This window comes from candidate division TA06 bacterium, from assembly GCA_016208585.1.
In the GTDB taxonomy this organism is placed as follows: domain Bacteria; phylum Edwardsbacteria; class AC1; order AC1; family EtOH8; genus UBA5202.
This window is the reverse complement of record JACQXR010000100.1, coordinates 1-15,581: the sequence shown is the minus strand read 5'-3', so window position 1 is coordinate 15,581 and position 15,581 is coordinate 1. Positions and strand designations below refer to the sequence as shown.

The following is a 15,581-nucleotide window of genomic DNA, read 5'->3' as shown; positions in this document are numbered from 1 at the left end:
CACCTGTTCGGCAGTGATAAATTTCATGCATTTTAAATGGCCCTTACCCTTAGGGCATTTATTTGAACCGTGCAGCGAACACGGCCTGCAATCCAGGTCTGTTTCTATGACCCTGCTTTCCTTGCGCCAGGGGGCAAAGCCGAATTGTTTGACTGTGGGTCCGAAGATGGCCAGCGCCGACGTTCCCGCCGCTTCGGCAATGTGCATGGCCCCGGTGTCGTTGGTGACCAGCAATTTTGCTTTGGACAGCACGTAAGCCAATTGTGCCAGGTCCAACTGCCCGCATAAATCAGTTCCTCTTGTTCGACTCACTTTAATTATATTATCGGCCACGTCTTTATCGTCATTGTCGCCTACTATCACAATCTCATAGTTTACAGTTTTCAGTTTTGTAACCAGTTCCGAGTAACCCGTCCATCTTTTGGTCGACCAGTGCGCGCCCGGCGCTATGGCAATGAACTCTCCCTGCGGCAGTTTGATAGACGGATCGGCCATCGGATACAGTTTCGGCCTGGCCTCCGGCTCTTTGATCCCGGCCTTCTCCACCGCTGAAAGATATCTCTGTATCACTGTCTTATAAGTTTTGCCCTGGCCGTGGCCCCAGACCAGCATCCTACGGCGCCAGGTATCCTTGGGCCAGTGGATCTTCTTGCCTCCGTTAAGGCACATGGTTACCATCCGGCTGCGCGGGTTGTTCTGCAGGTCTATGACGAAATTATATTTCTTGGTGCTAAGTTCGTGAATGAACAGCAATAACCCCCGCAGGCCCTTGTGCCGGCCGGTTTCGTCAAAGCCGTAAATGTTAGCTAATTTGGAGTGGCCCTTTAAAAGCCCGGCAAACCTGGCTTTGCAGATGAAATCTATCTGGGAATCAGGTTCGGCCTGGGCAATAGCCTCTATGGCGGCGGTGGCCAGCACAATGTCGCCAATGGCGCCAAGGCGGATTAGTAAGTATTTTTTCATTAACCTATCTTAGGCTTTCTGTGGTGGGCCATTGTTTATCTTACGGTTACTAAAATAACACATTAAAAGCCAAAATGCAAGAAAAAAGCCCCGATGTTTTCATCGGGGCTTTAGATTACAATTTCAATTAATAGACCCAGGCTTCTAATTCAGAAACTATATATCTCCACAGATATCCGCCTGGCGCGCCAGATGAAGTACCTACTGCCCGTATAGCTATTACTGAAGTTGGTGATGGAAGCGCATAAACCTTCGCCGTGTTGGGTATATATGTTGACGGCATTAGGGTAAACCAGGTGGTTCCATCAGCGCTCCCTTCGATATAATAAGTCTGGCCACCGTATGACAGATCTAACACCACTGTCCGAATAGCATTTATTGAAGGGAAATCAATCCTTAACCAACAGTTATCTGCATAATATCCCCAGAATGAGTTAATGCCGATTGCCGTTGGTGAAAGTCCATCATTTGCTTCTTGCGGTGTGGCGTCATATCCGCCATAACTGGCCCAGCCAGAAGCTGAAGCAGTACCACCATTAGATGCAAGAGCGACATTGGTGCCTTGAGAGAAGCGTGAAAGTAATGTAGCACTTACATTCGTAATCTGATCGGTTGTGACCACAATATCTGTTGTACCGTAATAACTCTCGGCCCAACCTTCAGAATGCCATTCATAATAGCCATCTTTAAACAGCCAACAGCTATAATAGGAACTTGGGGTTAAACCTGTAAAAGTAGATGGTGTATATTTAGTTGTATCAACCCATCCACTTGGACCTTGTAAATATATTCTGGCCCCTGAAGGAGTAGAAGTAATTGAAATTCCTGTGCCTGTAACTGTCGTTTCCGCCAACGCAATATTAGCCGTTGCTGTATTCCCCGCAGTAACCGAAACAGACGCGCTGTTGTCAATAAAACCGCTTTTAGAGGCCGTTACAGTATAGGTTCCCGCAGCAACGCCAGTAATGCTAAAATTGCCGGTTGCATCGGTTGAAACATTGCTGGTGGCCGGATTGGTGACAACGCTTGCACTCGCGATGGCAGAAGCATCGGATGCCTTCGTCACCATACCGGTGATAGTACCGGTTGTGGGCGTCGGAGAGGTGGGGTCGTCTTTCTTGCTGCAGCCAACGAGGGCCATAGCTACAACCAAGGGAACAACGAGCAGAAGACGTTTCATGGTATTACCTCCTATTTGTATTTTTTTGTTTTGTTGAAGGGTTAAGTGTCAATGGTCTTTTGAAAATGCACCAATTATGATCGTTTGAAAATGTGCCACTCATAAGTGTCATAATGGATGTTCCTATGCCTCCTTTCCCAGCTTGTCTCTCAGACGGTAGCTGTTCCCTTTGATGTTGACGACCTGGTGTGACGCAGTTTAAGGATAAAAGAACTGATAGGCCGTACATTATTAGTCTACAGTTATTTCAACGCGTATTTTATCCCAAAGCCAATCTCTATATTCTTAAAGCTCTCCCCGCACCATTCTGACGGCCATGAGATAATACTATATTTGCCCGAAAGGTCAAGATTCATATTATTGTTGCTTAATGGTATCTCCATGCCTGCGCCGAGTCCAAAGCCGAGATCCTGATGGCTGTATTCTTGTTCCCCCCGCTCCATCCAGGACCACATGTTAAGCCCGATATCAGCTGCAAGATATGGATATACAGATGAGCCACTGTTCAAATAATATTTGAGTCCGGCCATAAGCGGTATATTGGACATATATTCATCCTCCTCCGTCGTGCCCCACTTGAGGTATCCGGCCTTTGCCATCACAGAAGTGTTCTTATTCATATAATGCTCAAAGCAAACAGTAAAACCCATACCGCTTTTTATGGCATTATACGAATCCTCTCCTCCATGGGGCAGATAGATTCCCAATTTGCCGGATACGGCGTTGCTGTTCTCGGATGCAAATACATTCAACGGCATGAACAGCAATACAAAAACTGATAGAATGACTATTTTCCCTTTGATGTTTTCCATTGTTTATCTCCTTTTATTGTTGTTAAAATCTGATTCCGGCACAAAGGGTCAATCCGCCTATATCAACAGTTTTGCCGGCCAAACCGCCTTCCCCCGAGGCAGCGGCGATAGAATATTTGATTTCTGCAACTAACTTAGTTTTATTGCCCATCTTACTTTCAATTCCCCCCAGAACCTGGAAGCCAAGTTCGGTCTTGGATGCAGAGCCAAACCTGTCATCGCCATAGAGAACCGCCTTGAGTTCCTCATTGACAAGATACATCCCAATGCCACCGCCTATATACGGCCTAACTGCAGATTCCTTTTGTCCAAATTTGTAATAAGCATTGCAGGCTATAGGTATGAAGGTGATCTTGCAGGAGGCATCTCGCACAATTGCGGTATCGGCAGTCTCCACCGTATCCCCGTTGATAATAAATACTGGCGTTCCTGACTTGCGAAAATAATCGAGGGAAACACCAAAACCGACATTATTTGCCCTCCAGAAAACGCCATCCAATCCAAAAACAAGTCCGCCCGATCCGTAGATTTCTTTAAAGGTTTTCTCGGCGGGTGAAAAATAACCCACTTTAATGCCAATATCACTCCTGGCAATATTAAAGAAGATGAACGATGCGATAACAGTAAGAAAAATAAGTTTAGTTTTCATTGGATTCACCTCCTTTGCTTTTTGTTTTATTTAAAAGATATTATATCAAAATTAACAACAAATGTCAATACTATCGTAATAATTATTTTAGATATTATCGTATCTGGCATAATACTGGCGTATGGATTATCCTTTTATAAATATTCACTATTTTATCGCCAAAAACGGATATAGCCTATGTCAGCAAAAACAAACGTAAAAATAAGATTCGGCCTGCGAATACAACAATTACGCAAGCAACAGGGCATAACCCAGGAAGAATTGGGTTTTCGGTCAAACCTTCATTCTACTCATATCGGAATGATTGAACGTGGAGTAAAAAATGTTACCCTTGAAACCATAGTAAAACTTGCCGATGCTTTAGGCATAAGCACCGAATTGTTGTTTGCCGAACGCCATGATTTAAAAGATTCCAAAGATGCGGCGCTTGCTGAAATAAACGGGTTGGTTAAAAGACAAAATGAAAAAAAGCGAATTTTAATAAGAGATGTCATCAAAGATATTCTACAATGGACCAAACGGTAATTAAAAAACCGCCTTTAAAGGCGGTTTTTTAATTACTGAACTGTTAGCAAATTTCGTTTATCAATATAGCGACGACATAAATGACATCGCTGGAAATCATAAAGGCTCTATGAACCTAATCCGCCAAAGGCGGGCAGGCCCCGCCAGGGGCCTTGTTGGCTACCAGCGATAGCTTTCAGGCTATCGCTATCAGGACGAAAAATAAAAAATCGGGTTTCCCAAAAGTTTAGTTTTTATTTGCTTGTTTGCTTTAGGCAATCTATTCAAAGCGTATTTACAGTATACTACCATTTATAAAAATATGACCTAATACTTTTTCAAGTGCTATGCCCCCAAGATTACATTTGGCATCGGGCTTACATTTTTCACAGTAATCAGAAACAGGCACCAGCTGAACATGCTCCTCCCCCAACGGCCTCCAGCGTTCCGGGCGGCTGGCCGGCGCCGGGCAAAAAAGCCCCACGGTTTTTGCGCCCGCCGCCGCGGCCAGGTGCAGGGTGCCGGTGCTGCTGCCTATAACCTGCCGGCAATTTGCCAAAATTGCAGCCAGCCGCCGCAATGTCAGGTCCGGCCCGGCCGTGGGGGCATTAGTTTCGCCTTTGACCCGGGACAGTATCTCTTCCTCGCCCGGCCCGCCCAGAATCAGAACTTCCTGCTTGGTTTCCACTAATTTCTGGACCAGCTGCCGATAGCGCTCCGGTTCCCAGTTGGCCGAAGAACCCCGGTTGGCAGGGAGCACTGCAATAGGTGTCCTGACATTCATGGACATCAGGACATTTTTGGCTTCGGCTTCTTCCGTATCGCTCAAAAATATCTGCGGAGGCTCGATCTCTTTGGGCAGATCAAATATACTGCGGGCCACGGAAAAATTGTATTCGGTCTCGTGTAAAACATGGCCGTCGTTTCGATACGCTCCGCCGTTGGCTGAGTTTCCGCAGGAAGTATCGAAGCCAGGCGGAGCACTCAACTTCCGGCCATTATGCGAGTGCTTGAATCCCGTCAGAACATAATAGGGCCTGAATCCCAGGCCGGCCTTCTGCTTGACTCCGGCAAACAGCGCCGCCCAGGCCAAAAGTTTTGAAGGATGCAGCATCAGCAGGACATCGTAATGGCCCCGGCGCAATGCTTTCACTAAATGCCAAAGATTATTTGGCCAGATGCTCACTTCGTCCAGATAAGGCTGGCCGGTGAAAAGTTCTACGAACGCAGAAGCCGCCATATATGTAACCACCGCCTCGGGCTTGGCTTTTTTGAGCGCCATCAGCACCGGCACGGCATTGATGGCGTCGCCCAGCCGGTCATGCCGGACCACTAATATTTTCTGTTTATTGGGCAACTTCGCCCGCCGGCAAAACCGGAGTGTTAAATTGGGGAGACGGCGCATTCTTGGCTTTAATCTGCAAATATCCCAGGGTCCAGTAGGCCGAAGTAAAAACGCCGTAAACGCAGGCTAAAAGCATTATCAGGGCAATGCCCACCAAACCGCCGGGCACCAGTCCCAGCCAGATATTTACCAGGCCCAGGATTATGAACGGTATGGCCAATGCTATTGCGGCCACTGTTATGGCAATCGAGATCCCGATCCCCAAAGCTATGGAGATCGCCCCCAGCGTGGCCGATTCGGAGATGTTGGTCTTGCACATCAGCCAGGCCTGCTTGAATGAATCCCAGACCCCGGCGTCTTCTATCACGCAGATCCTGGCGGCCAGGGCCGCCACTATCACCAGCCCGAAGATGGCCAGCAGCAGGGGCAGGATGCAGAGTATCAGCCAGATCACGGCCGCTACTTTAAAGCCGCCGCTGCCGGCCAATAACATTCCGGCAAACGGCAGCATGATGATGGCGACCACTCCCAGGGCCATCAGGCCAGTCAGCAGGACGATCCCCACATTGGGCCAGAAATATTTCAGCCCGGCGCTTAGCGCGCTGTCAAAATTGCTCTTTCCTTCCTGTTCAACCTGGGCTGCGCCCTTGATCAGCGCCCCGTAGGATATAAAAACCAGGATGAAATGGATCAACAGCAGCAGCCCCAGGCCCGCTGCGATCATTATGGCTATAACCGGGTGCCCCCAAAGCCAGGACCAGCCGGTGGAAATAAATTCATTGTTCCTGGCTTCCTTCATATCGCCGGGATATGAAAATCCGCCGCCCATCCCGGCGAACACCCCGAAGACCCACAGGTAGCGGTGTTTTACCGACATAATCCAGGAGTCCTTGATTATCTTGGCGTAATCCATTTTCGTTCGTTCCCTTGGAGTTTAAATGCTTATATTCTTTTTCTTTTGGTGCCGACCTCTCCCTTTATCCCAGCCGCATCGGGGAGGGTTGGGAGGGGTTAAAAGCTCGCTTAACTAACTACTCAGATATTCCACAAACCCTTCCATGGCCTTCAGCGCCCTTTGGGAATAGACCTCAGAGCGCTGTTTCTTGGAATGCCCAGAGTTTTCCAACGGCGGCAGCAAACCAAAATTGGCGTTCATGGGTTGAAAGCTTTTCCCGGTTCCCCCTTCGGACACATATTTGCACAATGCTCCCAGCATGGTTAGGGGCGGCGGGATCAGCAGCGGCTGGTCTTTTAAATGACGTGAAACATTGATGCCCGCCAGCAGCCCGGTGGCGATGGATTCCCCGTAGCCCTCCACCCCGGTAAGCTGACCGGCGAAGAACAGATCGTCCCTGGCTTTGGACTGCATGGTGGCATGGAGTACCGAAGGACCCTGCAAATAAGTGTTCCGGTGCATGCTGCCATAACGCAGGAAATGGGCTTGTTCCAGGCCAGGTATCATCCGGAAGATCCTTTGCTGCTCCGAAATTTTAAGCAGGGTCTGGAAACCCACCAGGTTGAACATGGTGCCTTCTAAATTTTCCTGCCTTAACTGCAGCACTGCATAGGGTCTTCGACCCTCGTGGGGGTTGAACAGCCCCACCGGCTTCATCATCCCGAAGCGCAGGGAATTTACGTTCCGTTCGGCCAGCGCCTCCACCGGCAGGCACCCTTCGTAGTAATGCCCGGCTTCAAAATCGCGGGGCTGATGGCGTTCGGCCGCCGCCAGTTGTTTCACGAATTCATGGTACTGCTTCTTGCTCAGCGGCGCGTTCCAATACTGTCCCTCTTCATCGGAATAGCGCGAGGCCTTGAACATCTTGGAATGGTCCAGCGATCCGGCCTCCACTATGGGGGCTATGGCATCAAAGAAAAAAAGCCCTTCTTCCCCCAGCATTGAAACCAGCGCCCGGGAGAATTTTTCCGAGGTCAGGGGCCCGGAAGCTATGACGGTTGGGCCTTCCGGGATGGCGACTTGTTCTTCGGAAATAATCTTTATATTGGGATCGCTTCCGATTGCCAGGGTCACGGCCAAAGCAAACTTGTCCCGGTCCACCGCCAGGGCCTTGCCGGCCGGCAGCGAAACTTTTCTGGCGCATTTAAGCAGCAGGGAATCCAGCCGGGCCAGTTCGCCCTTGAGCAGGCCGTGGGCGTTGCCCGGCTCGGTGGATTTCAGGGAATTGCTGCATACTAATTCGGCCAAAAGCCCGGTCTGGTGGGCCGGAGTGTTTAGGACAGGTCTGTCTGACTTTCCTGTAAACCGCATCTCGTACAAGTTGACCCGGTGGCCGCGCCGGGCGGCCTGATAAGCCGCCTCGCATCCGGCCAGCCCTCCACCGATGATGGATATGGTTTTTAAGTTGATCGTCAATTTTTAAGGATACAACAAAACCGGATTAAAATCAAGGCAAAATGACTATACTTAATTTTCCCGGGGATTCTTATCCGCAGAGGCCTTCGCTAAAGCTACTGCCTCCAAGGGAAGACAGACGAGGTGCGTAAGCGAATTAACACAGATGATAACCGATTATTTTCATGACGACTTAAACTTAAATGTTTAAATCTGCGTAAATAGTTCGGCCATCGCTCACTACAACGTCTGTTTAATCTGCGGATAGAAAAGTACCTGACAATACCCATAGTTTATTAGATGAACAATCAAGGCAAAATAAAACCCCGTCCGTCGGCGGGGTTTTATTTTTTCAGTTTTCATCCGGCTGGCCTCTCATTTTAAGGCTGCGGGAAACCCAGAGATAAAAGAACTCTTTCAGTTTCTGCTCGATCTCCAGCCCCTCTATTATCCCCAGCGCCCGGCTTAAGGCTTCAAAAGTGCAAATCCGGTTCTGAGCCTGGGGCTTGCGCAACCGGTAGTTTGTTGGTTCCCCAAGGGGCAGGTGGACCTTGGGAACATCCTTCATCAGCGCTTCGCGCTTGACCATGTGCCCGGCCTGGTTCCAGTTGCCGTCGGCCAGGATCAGGGTTATGGGCCGGGGAATGGTTGCCAGAAAATTGTCATTTAATTCCTGAGAACCGGCCCCCGGGAAAAGCACCAGGGAATTGGGATACTTTTCCGAAGGCTCCGGAGCGGCCGGGCCGTCCCGCAAACCCCTTAAGAATATCTCGGAATTCTTCAATACCAGCCTGGACAGCATGCCGCTGTTGCTTTTGCGCCTTTCCTCGGCGTAATGCATGATCACCACCGCCTTGGTGGAAAGATCAAATTCAGGAGCCAGCCCGCAGACGCAGAGCTCCAGGTGCAGACGGCAGCGGGGACAGCGGGGTTTGGCTTCGGAGCCGGATTTATGCCTCATAATTTACTTTTATCGCAAAAATTAGAATAGCGACAAATGGTCATTTAGATTCCGCTTCCACCTCCGGCTCGTGCTTGCACTTGGAGCAGGCCACGTAATTCCCCTTGGCCTTGCTGTATTTCTGGGACAGGTGGCCGAACCCGCAGCTGGGGCATGGCTGGTTGACCGGCTTGTTCCAGCTGGCGTATTTGCAGTCGGGATAGCGGCTGCAGGAATAGAAATTCTTGCCCCGCTTGCTGCGACGTTCGGTCAGCTCGCCGGTGCAGCCCGGCTCGGGGCAGGGCACTCCGGTGGTGATGGATTTCACGTTCTCGCACTTGGGATAATTTGAGCAGGCTAAAAATTTTCCGAACCGGCCCCGTTTGACCGCCATGGGGCTGCCGCATTTTTCGCAGGTCTCGGTGATATTTTGCTCCTCTTCCTCCTCCAGCGGCTTGGTGGTCTTGCACTCGGGATAATTGGAGCAGGCGTAGAACTTGCCGAACCGCCCCCATTTGATGAGCATCGGGCTCTGGCAGTTGGGGCATTTCAGGTCGGTCTTCTCCTCCAAGGACTTCTTCATCTCCGCCTTGCCAGCCTCGGCCGTTTTCAGATCCTTGGAAAAAGGAGCGTAAAAATCTTTCAGCACCTGGACCCGGTCAAGCTTGCCCTGCTCTATCTTGTCCAGCTCGGTTTCCATGTCGGCGGTAAACTGGACCTCGAAGATGTCGGGGAATTTTTCGATCAGTATCCGGCTGACCACCTGGCCCAGCTCGGTGGGAGAAAAACGTCCCTGCTCCTGCAGGATGTACTCCCGATCCAGCAGGGTGCTGACGATGGCGGCGTAGGTGGACGGGCGCCCGATGCCCTGGGCCTCCAGGATCTTAATCAGGGTGCCCACGTTATAGCGCGGCGGCGGCTCGGTGAAATGCTGTTTGGGTAAAAGCTCGGCCAGCTTTAATATCTCGCCCTTGGTCAATGGCGGCAGGCTCTTGCTGCCGCCGTATTCGGCGGAGTCGTCCTCCTCTATCCCGTAGGCCGCCAGAAAACCGTTGAATTTAAGGGCATTGCCCGAAATCCGGAACAGGTATTTTCCGCAGGCGATGTCGGCGGTGGAAGCCAGGTATACGGCGGGGTTCATCTGGCAGGCCAGGAACCGGCTGTAAATCAGCCCGTAGACCTTGTGTTGTTCCGGCGTCAGGTAGCCCTTGATCTTGTCGGGGTGCCGCTCCACTGCCGAGGGCCGGATGGCCTCGTGGCCCTCCTGGGCTCCCCGGCGCGACTTGTAGTGCAAAGGCTCCGGCGGCAGGTATTCTGCCCCGAATTTTTCCTTGATATATTCCCGGGCAGCGGCGATGGCCTCCGGAGCCAGCCGCACCGCGTCGGTGCGCATGTAGGTGATTAGGCCGGTGGCGCCCTCGTCGCCCAGCTCGATCCCCTCGTACAACTGCTGGGCCAACATCATGGTCTTCTTGGCCGAATAGCCGAAAGCCCGGAAGGCCGCCTGCTGCAAAGTGCTGGTGATGAACGGCGGGTAGGTGTTGCGTTTTTTGTCTTTGGATTCCAGGTTCTCCACCGTGAACTGTCCGGATTTAAGTCCGGCCAGCGTCTGGTCCATGGCGGCTTTATCCTTGATGGCGGCCTTCTTGCCGTCGATCTTGAACAGCAGGGCCTCGAACGGCCCGCCTTCCTTGCCCTGGAGCCTGGCTGCTAAAGACCAGTATTCCTGGGGCTTAAAGGCCTTGATCTCGTCCTCCCGCTCGCAGATCAGCCTCAAGGCCACGGTCTGCACCCGCCCGGCCGAGAGCCCCCGCCGCACGGTGGTCCACAGATAGGGGCTGACCTGGTAGCCCACGATCCGGTCCAGGATCCTCCGGGCCTGCTGGGCCTCCACCTTATTATTGTCGATCTTGCCGGGATGGGCAATGCCGCTCTGGATGCTCTCTCTGGTTATCTCATAGAACATGATCCGGTGGATCTTCTTCTTGCCCTCCTTGATCTCGGCGGCGATGTGCCAGGCGATGGCCTCTCCCTCGCGGTCGGGATCGCAGGCCAGGTATATCTTTTCGGCCTCCTTGGCCTTGGCCTTGATCTGGGCCACTAATTTGGCCTTGCCCTTGATGGTAACATACTGGGGTTCGAAATCCTTGGCCAGGTCCACCCCCAGTTTGCTGGGCGGCAGGTCCCGGACGTGCCCCATGGAGGAGATGACGGAAAAATCACGGCCCAGATATTTGCCGATGGTCTTGGCCTTGGCCGGAGATTCAACTATTACCAGATTTTTTGGCATAAAAATATTTTCTATTTACAATTTATCAATAATACTGTTTACAGTTTACCGTTTGGTGTTTACGTTTTCCGTTTTCGTTTCCAATATCTATCCCCATCATCCGTTCCCTATAATCTATTCCCTATAATCTATTCCCTATAATCCGTTCCCTTTGCGAACAAGGCCGATTATCATACTAAAATAAAACCCTTCTTGTCAAGGCTTTTCTCTTGACTTTGGCCGTCAAAGAAATTATACTTAAGATTTAATCCCTTACCGGTTATATAATTAGGGTTTTAATCCCGCAAAATTTAAAAATAATTTTTTATGCGTCTTCCTTCGGAATCAAAACAACAGCTTTTCCTGAAAAACCTCTGGTCCGAGAACCCCGTGACCTTCTCCGGACTGGGGATATTTTTGGCCGTGGCCGGCACCGCCACTATGGGCCAGGCCTTTTTTCTGGGCGGCATCGTTCTTCTTTTGTTGCTGTTCAACAGCCTGGTCTCAGCGGCGGTGGGCGAGCTGTTCCAGAAAAAAGTTCCCCTCTGGCCCCAGGTGATACTCACCTCGATTGTTTTATCAGTCACGGCCCTTTTTCTGTCCGATGCTTTTGCCGCCCTGCCTGATAATACCAGGATATTGTATGCCCTGCTGGCTGCCTCGCCTTTGGTGTATTCGCGTTCCCAGCTTCTGTCCTACAATACAACGATCGATCGGGCCCTGTTCGATGCCGCCGGAACCGGCGTGGGAACCGTCTTTGCCTTGCTGGCCATTGCCCTGGTCCGTCAAGTAGCCGGACAAGGACGTCTGGCGGGAATGACTGTTTTCTCCCAGGCCCCCTGGCCTCTCCTTAGCACCATGTTCGGGGGCATTCTTTTGACCGGAATCCTGCTGTTAATATTTAACCTGGTGAAAAATAAGAAATGACCGAACCTTTTTCCTTATCATTTTTGACCGGACTGCTGGCCTTGAATCCTGCGGTCAGCCTTGGTCTGATACCCTCCGCCGCCCAGGGCGCCAGCCGGGATCACCGGCAGGCATTTTTTTACGGACTGCTGGGAGCATTGACCATGCTGCTTTACTGGCTGCTGGCCTGGCTGCTGCACTTCCATCTGATACTTCCCCTGGGCTGGACGGCATGGGAACTGCCTTTGCTGATGCTGCTGATGCCGGGACTCAACTGGTCATTAGCCCGCTTGCTAAAACCCTGGCCCCGGCTGGAGCATAACCTGCCGCTGTTCTGTCTGAATTTCCTGGCCCTGGCCACGGCCCTGGTATTGCTTCACCATCCACCGGCAACATTCGTAATGATGATCCTGACCCTGCTGGGGATGGCGGCCAGTTTTCTGGTTTCCCTGATGCTGATATCGCATTTACGCGCCCGGCTGGAGACCGCGCAGTTCCTGAAACTATTGAAAGGCTGGCCTTCTTTTTTGCTGGCTTCGGGAATCTTGTGGATCGCCTTTCAGGGCCTTTTGATGTTGGTTAAATAACATGAATACTGAGGCCAATATTATTTCTATGGAAATCTCTCAAAAAATACTGGAACTGTTGCCCGGACTGAACTGCGGACTGTGCGGCTCTTACCAAGGATGCCTGGGCTATGCCCGGCGGCTGGAGCAGGGCGAGCCGGACCTGGGCCTTTGCCTGCCAGGCGGCGAGAGCCTCAGGTCAAAGCTGCTGGAGTTCTGGGCCGAGAGGAACGCCGGTACTATGGCCGAGGTCTCCTTCCTGATCTGCCAGGGTGATTCCCACAAATCCGCCGACCGCTTTGAGCATCAGGGCATCTCCACCTGCCGGGCCGCCATGCTGGCCTGGGGAGGCCCCCGCCAGTGCCTTTACGGCTGTCTGCGTTTTGGAGACTGCGCGGCCTCCTGCCCCTACGGCGCCATCACAGTGGGAAAGCAGGGATTGCCCAAGGTTGATTTCACCAAATGCCAGGGCTGCGGACGCTGCGCCAAGGCCTGCCCCAAGCAGATATTCAAGCTGTCGCCCAAAAGCCAGCAGATATTTCTGGCCTGCAGCAACCAGTCCAGGGCCGAAGGTTTCTCCGGCATCTGCCAAAGCGGCTGCACCAGCTGCGGAGCGTGCCTGGAAGCCTGCCCTTATGGAGCCATCAGCTGGGAGGGCTCCCTGCCCAAAATTGATTACCAGCGCTGCCGCTCCTGCTCCATCTGCGTCATCAAATGCCCGCCCAAAAGCTATATTGACCGGATCCCGATCCGGCCCACCGCTTTCATCGGCCTGCAGTGCAATGGCTGCGGCCAGTGCAAGGCTAACTGCCCCACCGATTGCATCATCGGGAAAAAGAACGAACACCACAAGGTGATCCGGGGACAGTGCATCGGCTGCGGGCTGTGCTTCGAGGTCTGCCCCCAAAAGGCGGTGACCATGCTGGGAGCCTTGGGCCATGTGGATCTTACCAGGTTCTAAATTCAAAATGAAAAATGAAAAAATAAAAATAGCGATCGGGATATATATCCTGCTGTTGGCTCTTACCGCCATACCTGAATGTCAAGCCCAAAGCATAGACCAGAGGCTGTTCAACCAGATACATGATCGCTGGCAGCGCGACTGGTTAGACCAGCCGATGGAACTATTGACCAATGCCGGCGAGGCAGAGATCGGCATTGCCCTGTGCGCCGGAGTGGGCCTGTTCGGCGGAGAGAAAGCCCGGCAAAGCGCCAAGCTGGTCCTGTTCGCCGACGGCGCCTCGGCCATGGTAACTTACGGCTTGAAGAATGTGGTCAACCGGCCGCGGCCCGAAGGGCCGACCGAGCGCTCCAACTCCTCCTTCCCCTCCGGACACTCCATCGGGGCCTTTGCCCTGGCCACGGTCTTTGCCCACCAGTATCCTAAGATCGCCATTCCCTGCTACACCGTTGCGTCGGGAATAGCATTGTCCAGAGTTTATCTGGGGCGGCATTATCCGTCTGACGTCCTGGCCGGCGCAGCCATAGGCTTTGCCACCGCCAAGCTGGTTCTGCATTTCAGAAATGGCATCCTGGATTTCGAATTTGACACCTGGCTGCAAAACAGGTTCAAGAAAGATGAAAGCCCCGCCCTGCCCGATAGTAACTCAGTAAATTGAGTTTTACACCATGGCTTTACCACGGAAACACTGAATGATTGAAACACAGAAAAATAAATGGAAAAAACCGTAATTCAATTTTGATAAAATTCCGTGTTATTCGCCTTTCCGTGCTTTAGTGGTTGGTGCCGAAACCGTTTTTTTATTTTCTATTTTTAATTTTTGATTTTTAGGGGAACGACAATGTCAAATCGCCGTAACGAAATAATCGTGGGAGTAGTGGTTTTATCCGCCATCACTTTCTTGATAGCCGGGCTTTTATGGTTCAACCGCATCGACGTGGGGCGAAAAAGCTATCTGGTGAAGATCGCCTTTGAGGACGCCGGTGGCATGCGCAGCGGCGACCCGGTGACCGTCTCCGGCTTTGACAAGGGCAAGGTCAAGAATATCGCCCTGAACAAGGCCAAGCCCGGCATCATAGCCACTTTAATGCTGGACAGCGATGTGGAACTGAAGAAGGACGCCCAGTTCTGGCTGACCGACGCCAGCCTGATGGGCGACAAGCAGATCGCCATCTACTCCGGCGCTTCGGACCAGCCCTACGACATCTCCCAGATCCACGACGGCTTCCGCAACCCCGGGCTGATGGAGACCATGGTCAAGATGGGTTACCTGGCCACCGAGGCCGCTCAGCTGATCGGCAAGATGAAGAACGACCTGGCCACCCCGGAAAATATCAAAAATATTTCCTCCACCTTAAAGAACCTGGACCAGGCCTCGCAGCAGCTGAGCCTGATGACTTCCCAGAACCGTCAGGCCCTTACTCAGACGGTGCAGGACGTCAACAAGCTGATCTCGCCCAACAAGGCCAAGCTGGACAGCACCATCCAGAGCCTGGCCCGGGCCAGCGCCAACCTGGATTCCATAGCCTATAAGATCAACTCCGGCCAGGGCACCGCCGGGCAGTTAGTAAATAATAAAGAATTGTACGAGGATCTGAAGAAGACTAACAAGCAGTTGCAGGATCTGATCGCGGATATAAAGGCCAATCCCAAGAAATATCTGACGGTGAAGATATTCTGAACAGTTTTTCATAGCCCAGACCCTTCCTCCTACGTCTATGGCTTCCTCCTTCGCTTACGCTACGGCGGACAGGTCGGCGGATAAATAAGGCCTGGGCTATGAAAAAAATATGATAAATGAAAAATAAGCTGACTCCAAAAACCAATTTCGTCTGCCAGTCCTGCGGGTTTGAAAGCCCCAAGTGGATCGGCAAGTGCCCTTCCTGCCAGGGCTGGAATACCTTTGTGGAGGAGATCCGGCGGGCCGACCTGCGGCCGGGCAAAGGCAAGTCATCCCGGCAGCCCGCCCCTTCCCTGCCCCAGACCTTAAGCCAAATAGAACTAAAGAACGACCAGCGGCTGCTCTCCGGCATCTCGGAATTCGACCGGGTCACCGGCGGCGGCCTGGTATCCGGCTCGCTGACCCTGATTGGCGGCGATCCCGGCATCGGCAAATCCACCCTGACCCTGCAATTG

16 protein-coding genes are annotated in these 15,581 nt (G+C 52.0%); 7 read left to right on the top strand and 9 right to left on the bottom strand.

Features of this window, described 5'->3' with window-relative positions; genetic code table 11:
• The 4 genes from HY768_07675 to HY768_07660 form a co-directional block, all read right to left on the bottom strand.
• A partial coding sequence (locus HY768_07675; GenBank protein ID MBI4727086.1) for a glycosyltransferase family 9 protein occupies positions 1 to 963 on the bottom strand: 963 nt, incomplete at its 3' end.
• A 127-nt stretch (positions 964 to 1,090) separates the two neighbouring features.
• The gene (locus HY768_07670) at positions 1,091 to 2,143 is read right to left on the bottom strand and encodes a carboxypeptidase regulatory-like domain-containing protein (protein MBI4727085.1); all 1,053 of its coding nucleotides are present in this window, start codon (positions 2,141 to 2,143) and stop codon (positions 1,091 to 1,093) included.
• Between the two features lie 242 nt (positions 2,144 to 2,385).
• Positions 2,386 to 2,955, bottom strand: coding sequence for a porin family protein (locus HY768_07665; protein MBI4727084.1), 570 nt, complete (start codon positions 2,953 to 2,955; stop codon positions 2,386 to 2,388).
• A gap of 22 nt (positions 2,956 to 2,977) precedes the next feature.
• Positions 2,978 to 3,604 (bottom strand): outer membrane beta-barrel protein, encoded by a 627-nt coding sequence (locus HY768_07660; GenBank protein ID MBI4727083.1) that lies wholly within the window; start codon positions 3,602 to 3,604, stop codon positions 2,978 to 2,980.
• Positions 3,605 to 3,781: 177 nt separating this feature from the next.
• On the opposite strand from HY768_07660, the gene HY768_07655 reads away from it, so the two are divergent.
• Positions 3,782 to 4,129, top strand: a complete 348-nt coding sequence (locus tag HY768_07655; protein MBI4727082.1) for a helix-turn-helix transcriptional regulator — start codon at positions 3,782 to 3,784, stop codon at positions 4,127 to 4,129.
• A gap of 274 nt (positions 4,130 to 4,403) precedes the next feature.
• Here HY768_07655 and HY768_07650 read toward each other — a convergent pair whose 3' ends face one another.
• The 5 genes from HY768_07650 to topA all read right to left on the bottom strand — a co-directional run bounded on the left by HY768_07650 (position 4,404) and on the right by topA (position 11,033).
• Entirely contained in the window at positions 4,404 to 5,465 is a 1,062-nt protein-coding gene (locus HY768_07650; GenBank protein MBI4727081.1) for a glycosyltransferase family 9 protein, read from the bottom strand.
• Complete coding sequence (locus tag HY768_07645) at positions 5,455 to 6,366, bottom strand: hypothetical protein (GenBank protein ID MBI4727080.1); 912 nt, start codon at positions 6,364 to 6,366, stop codon at positions 5,455 to 5,457. Before HY768_07645 ends, HY768_07650 begins: the two co-directional genes overlap by 11 nt.
• A 114-nt stretch (positions 6,367 to 6,480) precedes the next feature.
• Complete coding sequence (gene trmFO, locus HY768_07640; protein MBI4727079.1) at positions 6,481 to 7,818, bottom strand: methylenetetrahydrofolate--tRNA-(uracil(54)-C(5))-methyltransferase (FADH(2)-oxidizing) TrmFO; 1,338 nt, start codon at positions 7,816 to 7,818, stop codon at positions 6,481 to 6,483.
• Between the two features lie 337 nt (positions 7,819 to 8,155).
• Positions 8,156 to 8,764: a DTW domain-containing protein gene (locus HY768_07635; protein ID MBI4727078.1), complete on the bottom strand. Its 609-nt coding sequence runs from the start codon at positions 8,762 to 8,764 to the stop codon at positions 8,156 to 8,158.
• A 40-nt stretch (positions 8,765 to 8,804) separates the two neighbouring features.
• Positions 8,805 to 11,033: a type I DNA topoisomerase gene (gene topA, locus HY768_07630; GenBank protein MBI4727077.1), complete on the bottom strand. Its 2,229-nt coding sequence runs from the start codon at positions 11,031 to 11,033 to the stop codon at positions 8,805 to 8,807.
• Positions 11,034 to 11,339: 306 nt separating this feature from the next.
• Between topA and HY768_07625 the strand changes: the two genes are divergently transcribed.
• The 6 genes from HY768_07625 to HY768_07600 all read left to right on the top strand — a co-directional run.
• Positions 11,340 to 11,939: a hypothetical protein gene (locus HY768_07625; protein ID MBI4727076.1), complete on the top strand. Its 600-nt coding sequence runs from the start codon at positions 11,340 to 11,342 to the stop codon at positions 11,937 to 11,939.
• Complete coding sequence (locus HY768_07620; GenBank protein MBI4727075.1) at positions 11,936 to 12,505, top strand: hypothetical protein; 570 nt, start codon at positions 11,936 to 11,938, stop codon at positions 12,503 to 12,505. The genes HY768_07625 and HY768_07620 overlap by 4 nt, the downstream gene beginning before the upstream one ends.
• A 28-nt stretch (positions 12,506 to 12,533) precedes the next feature.
• Positions 12,534 to 13,445, top strand: a complete 912-nt coding sequence (locus HY768_07615) for a 4Fe-4S binding protein (protein MBI4727074.1) — start codon at positions 12,534 to 12,536, stop codon at positions 13,443 to 13,445.
• Between the two features lie 157 nt (positions 13,446 to 13,602).
• The gene (locus tag HY768_07610; protein MBI4727073.1) at positions 13,603 to 14,103 is read left to right on the top strand and encodes a phosphatase PAP2 family protein; all 501 of its coding nucleotides are present in this window, start codon (positions 13,603 to 13,605) and stop codon (positions 14,101 to 14,103) included.
• 183 nt (positions 14,104 to 14,286) lie between these two features.
• Positions 14,287 to 15,126 carry an MCE family protein gene (locus HY768_07605; GenBank protein ID MBI4727072.1) on the top strand — a complete coding sequence of 280 codons (840 nt, stop codon included), beginning with the start codon at positions 14,287 to 14,289 and terminating at the stop codon, positions 15,124 to 15,126.
• 116 nt (positions 15,127 to 15,242) lie between these two features.
• On the top strand, positions 15,243 to 15,581 hold a 339-nt coding region (locus HY768_07600), incomplete at its 3' end, for a DNA repair protein RadA (protein ID MBI4727071.1).

What these genes read in the sequence shown, in the direction of transcription:
- HY768_07670 (MBI4727085.1), bottom strand. Translation starts at nt 2,143, where the DNA reads ATGAAACGTCTTCTGCTCGTTGTTCCCTTGGTTGTAGCTATGGCCCTC.
- HY768_07665 (MBI4727084.1), bottom strand. Translation starts at nt 2,955, where the DNA reads ATGGAAAACATCAAAGGGAAAATAGTCATTCTATCAGTTTTTGTATTG.
- HY768_07660 (MBI4727083.1), bottom strand. Translation starts at nt 3,604, where the DNA reads ATGAAAACTAAACTTATTTTTCTTACTGTTATCGCATCGTTCATCTTC.
- HY768_07655 (MBI4727082.1), top strand. Translation starts at nt 3,782, where the DNA reads ATGTCAGCAAAAACAAACGTAAAAATAAGATTCGGCCTGCGAATACAA.
- HY768_07645 (MBI4727080.1), bottom strand. Translation starts at nt 6,366, where the DNA reads ATGGATTACGCCAAGATAATCAAGGACTCCTGGATTATGTCGGTAAAA.
- HY768_07635 (MBI4727078.1), bottom strand. Translation starts at nt 8,764, where the DNA reads ATGAGGCATAAATCCGGCTCCGAAGCCAAACCCCGCTGTCCCCGCTGC.
- topA (MBI4727077.1), bottom strand. Translation starts at nt 11,033, where the DNA reads ATGCCAAAAAATCTGGTAATAGTTGAATCTCCGGCCAAGGCCAAGACC.
- HY768_07625 (MBI4727076.1), top strand. Translation starts at nt 11,340, where the DNA reads ATGCGTCTTCCTTCGGAATCAAAACAACAGCTTTTCCTGAAAAACCTC.
- HY768_07620 (MBI4727075.1), top strand. Translation starts at nt 11,936, where the DNA reads ATGACCGAACCTTTTTCCTTATCATTTTTGACCGGACTGCTGGCCTTG.
- HY768_07615 (MBI4727074.1), top strand. Translation starts at nt 12,534, where the DNA reads ATGGAAATCTCTCAAAAAATACTGGAACTGTTGCCCGGACTGAACTGC.
- HY768_07610 (MBI4727073.1), top strand. Translation starts at nt 13,603, where the DNA reads ATGGAACTATTGACCAATGCCGGCGAGGCAGAGATCGGCATTGCCCTG.
- HY768_07605 (MBI4727072.1), top strand. Translation starts at nt 14,287, where the DNA reads ATGTCAAATCGCCGTAACGAAATAATCGTGGGAGTAGTGGTTTTATCC.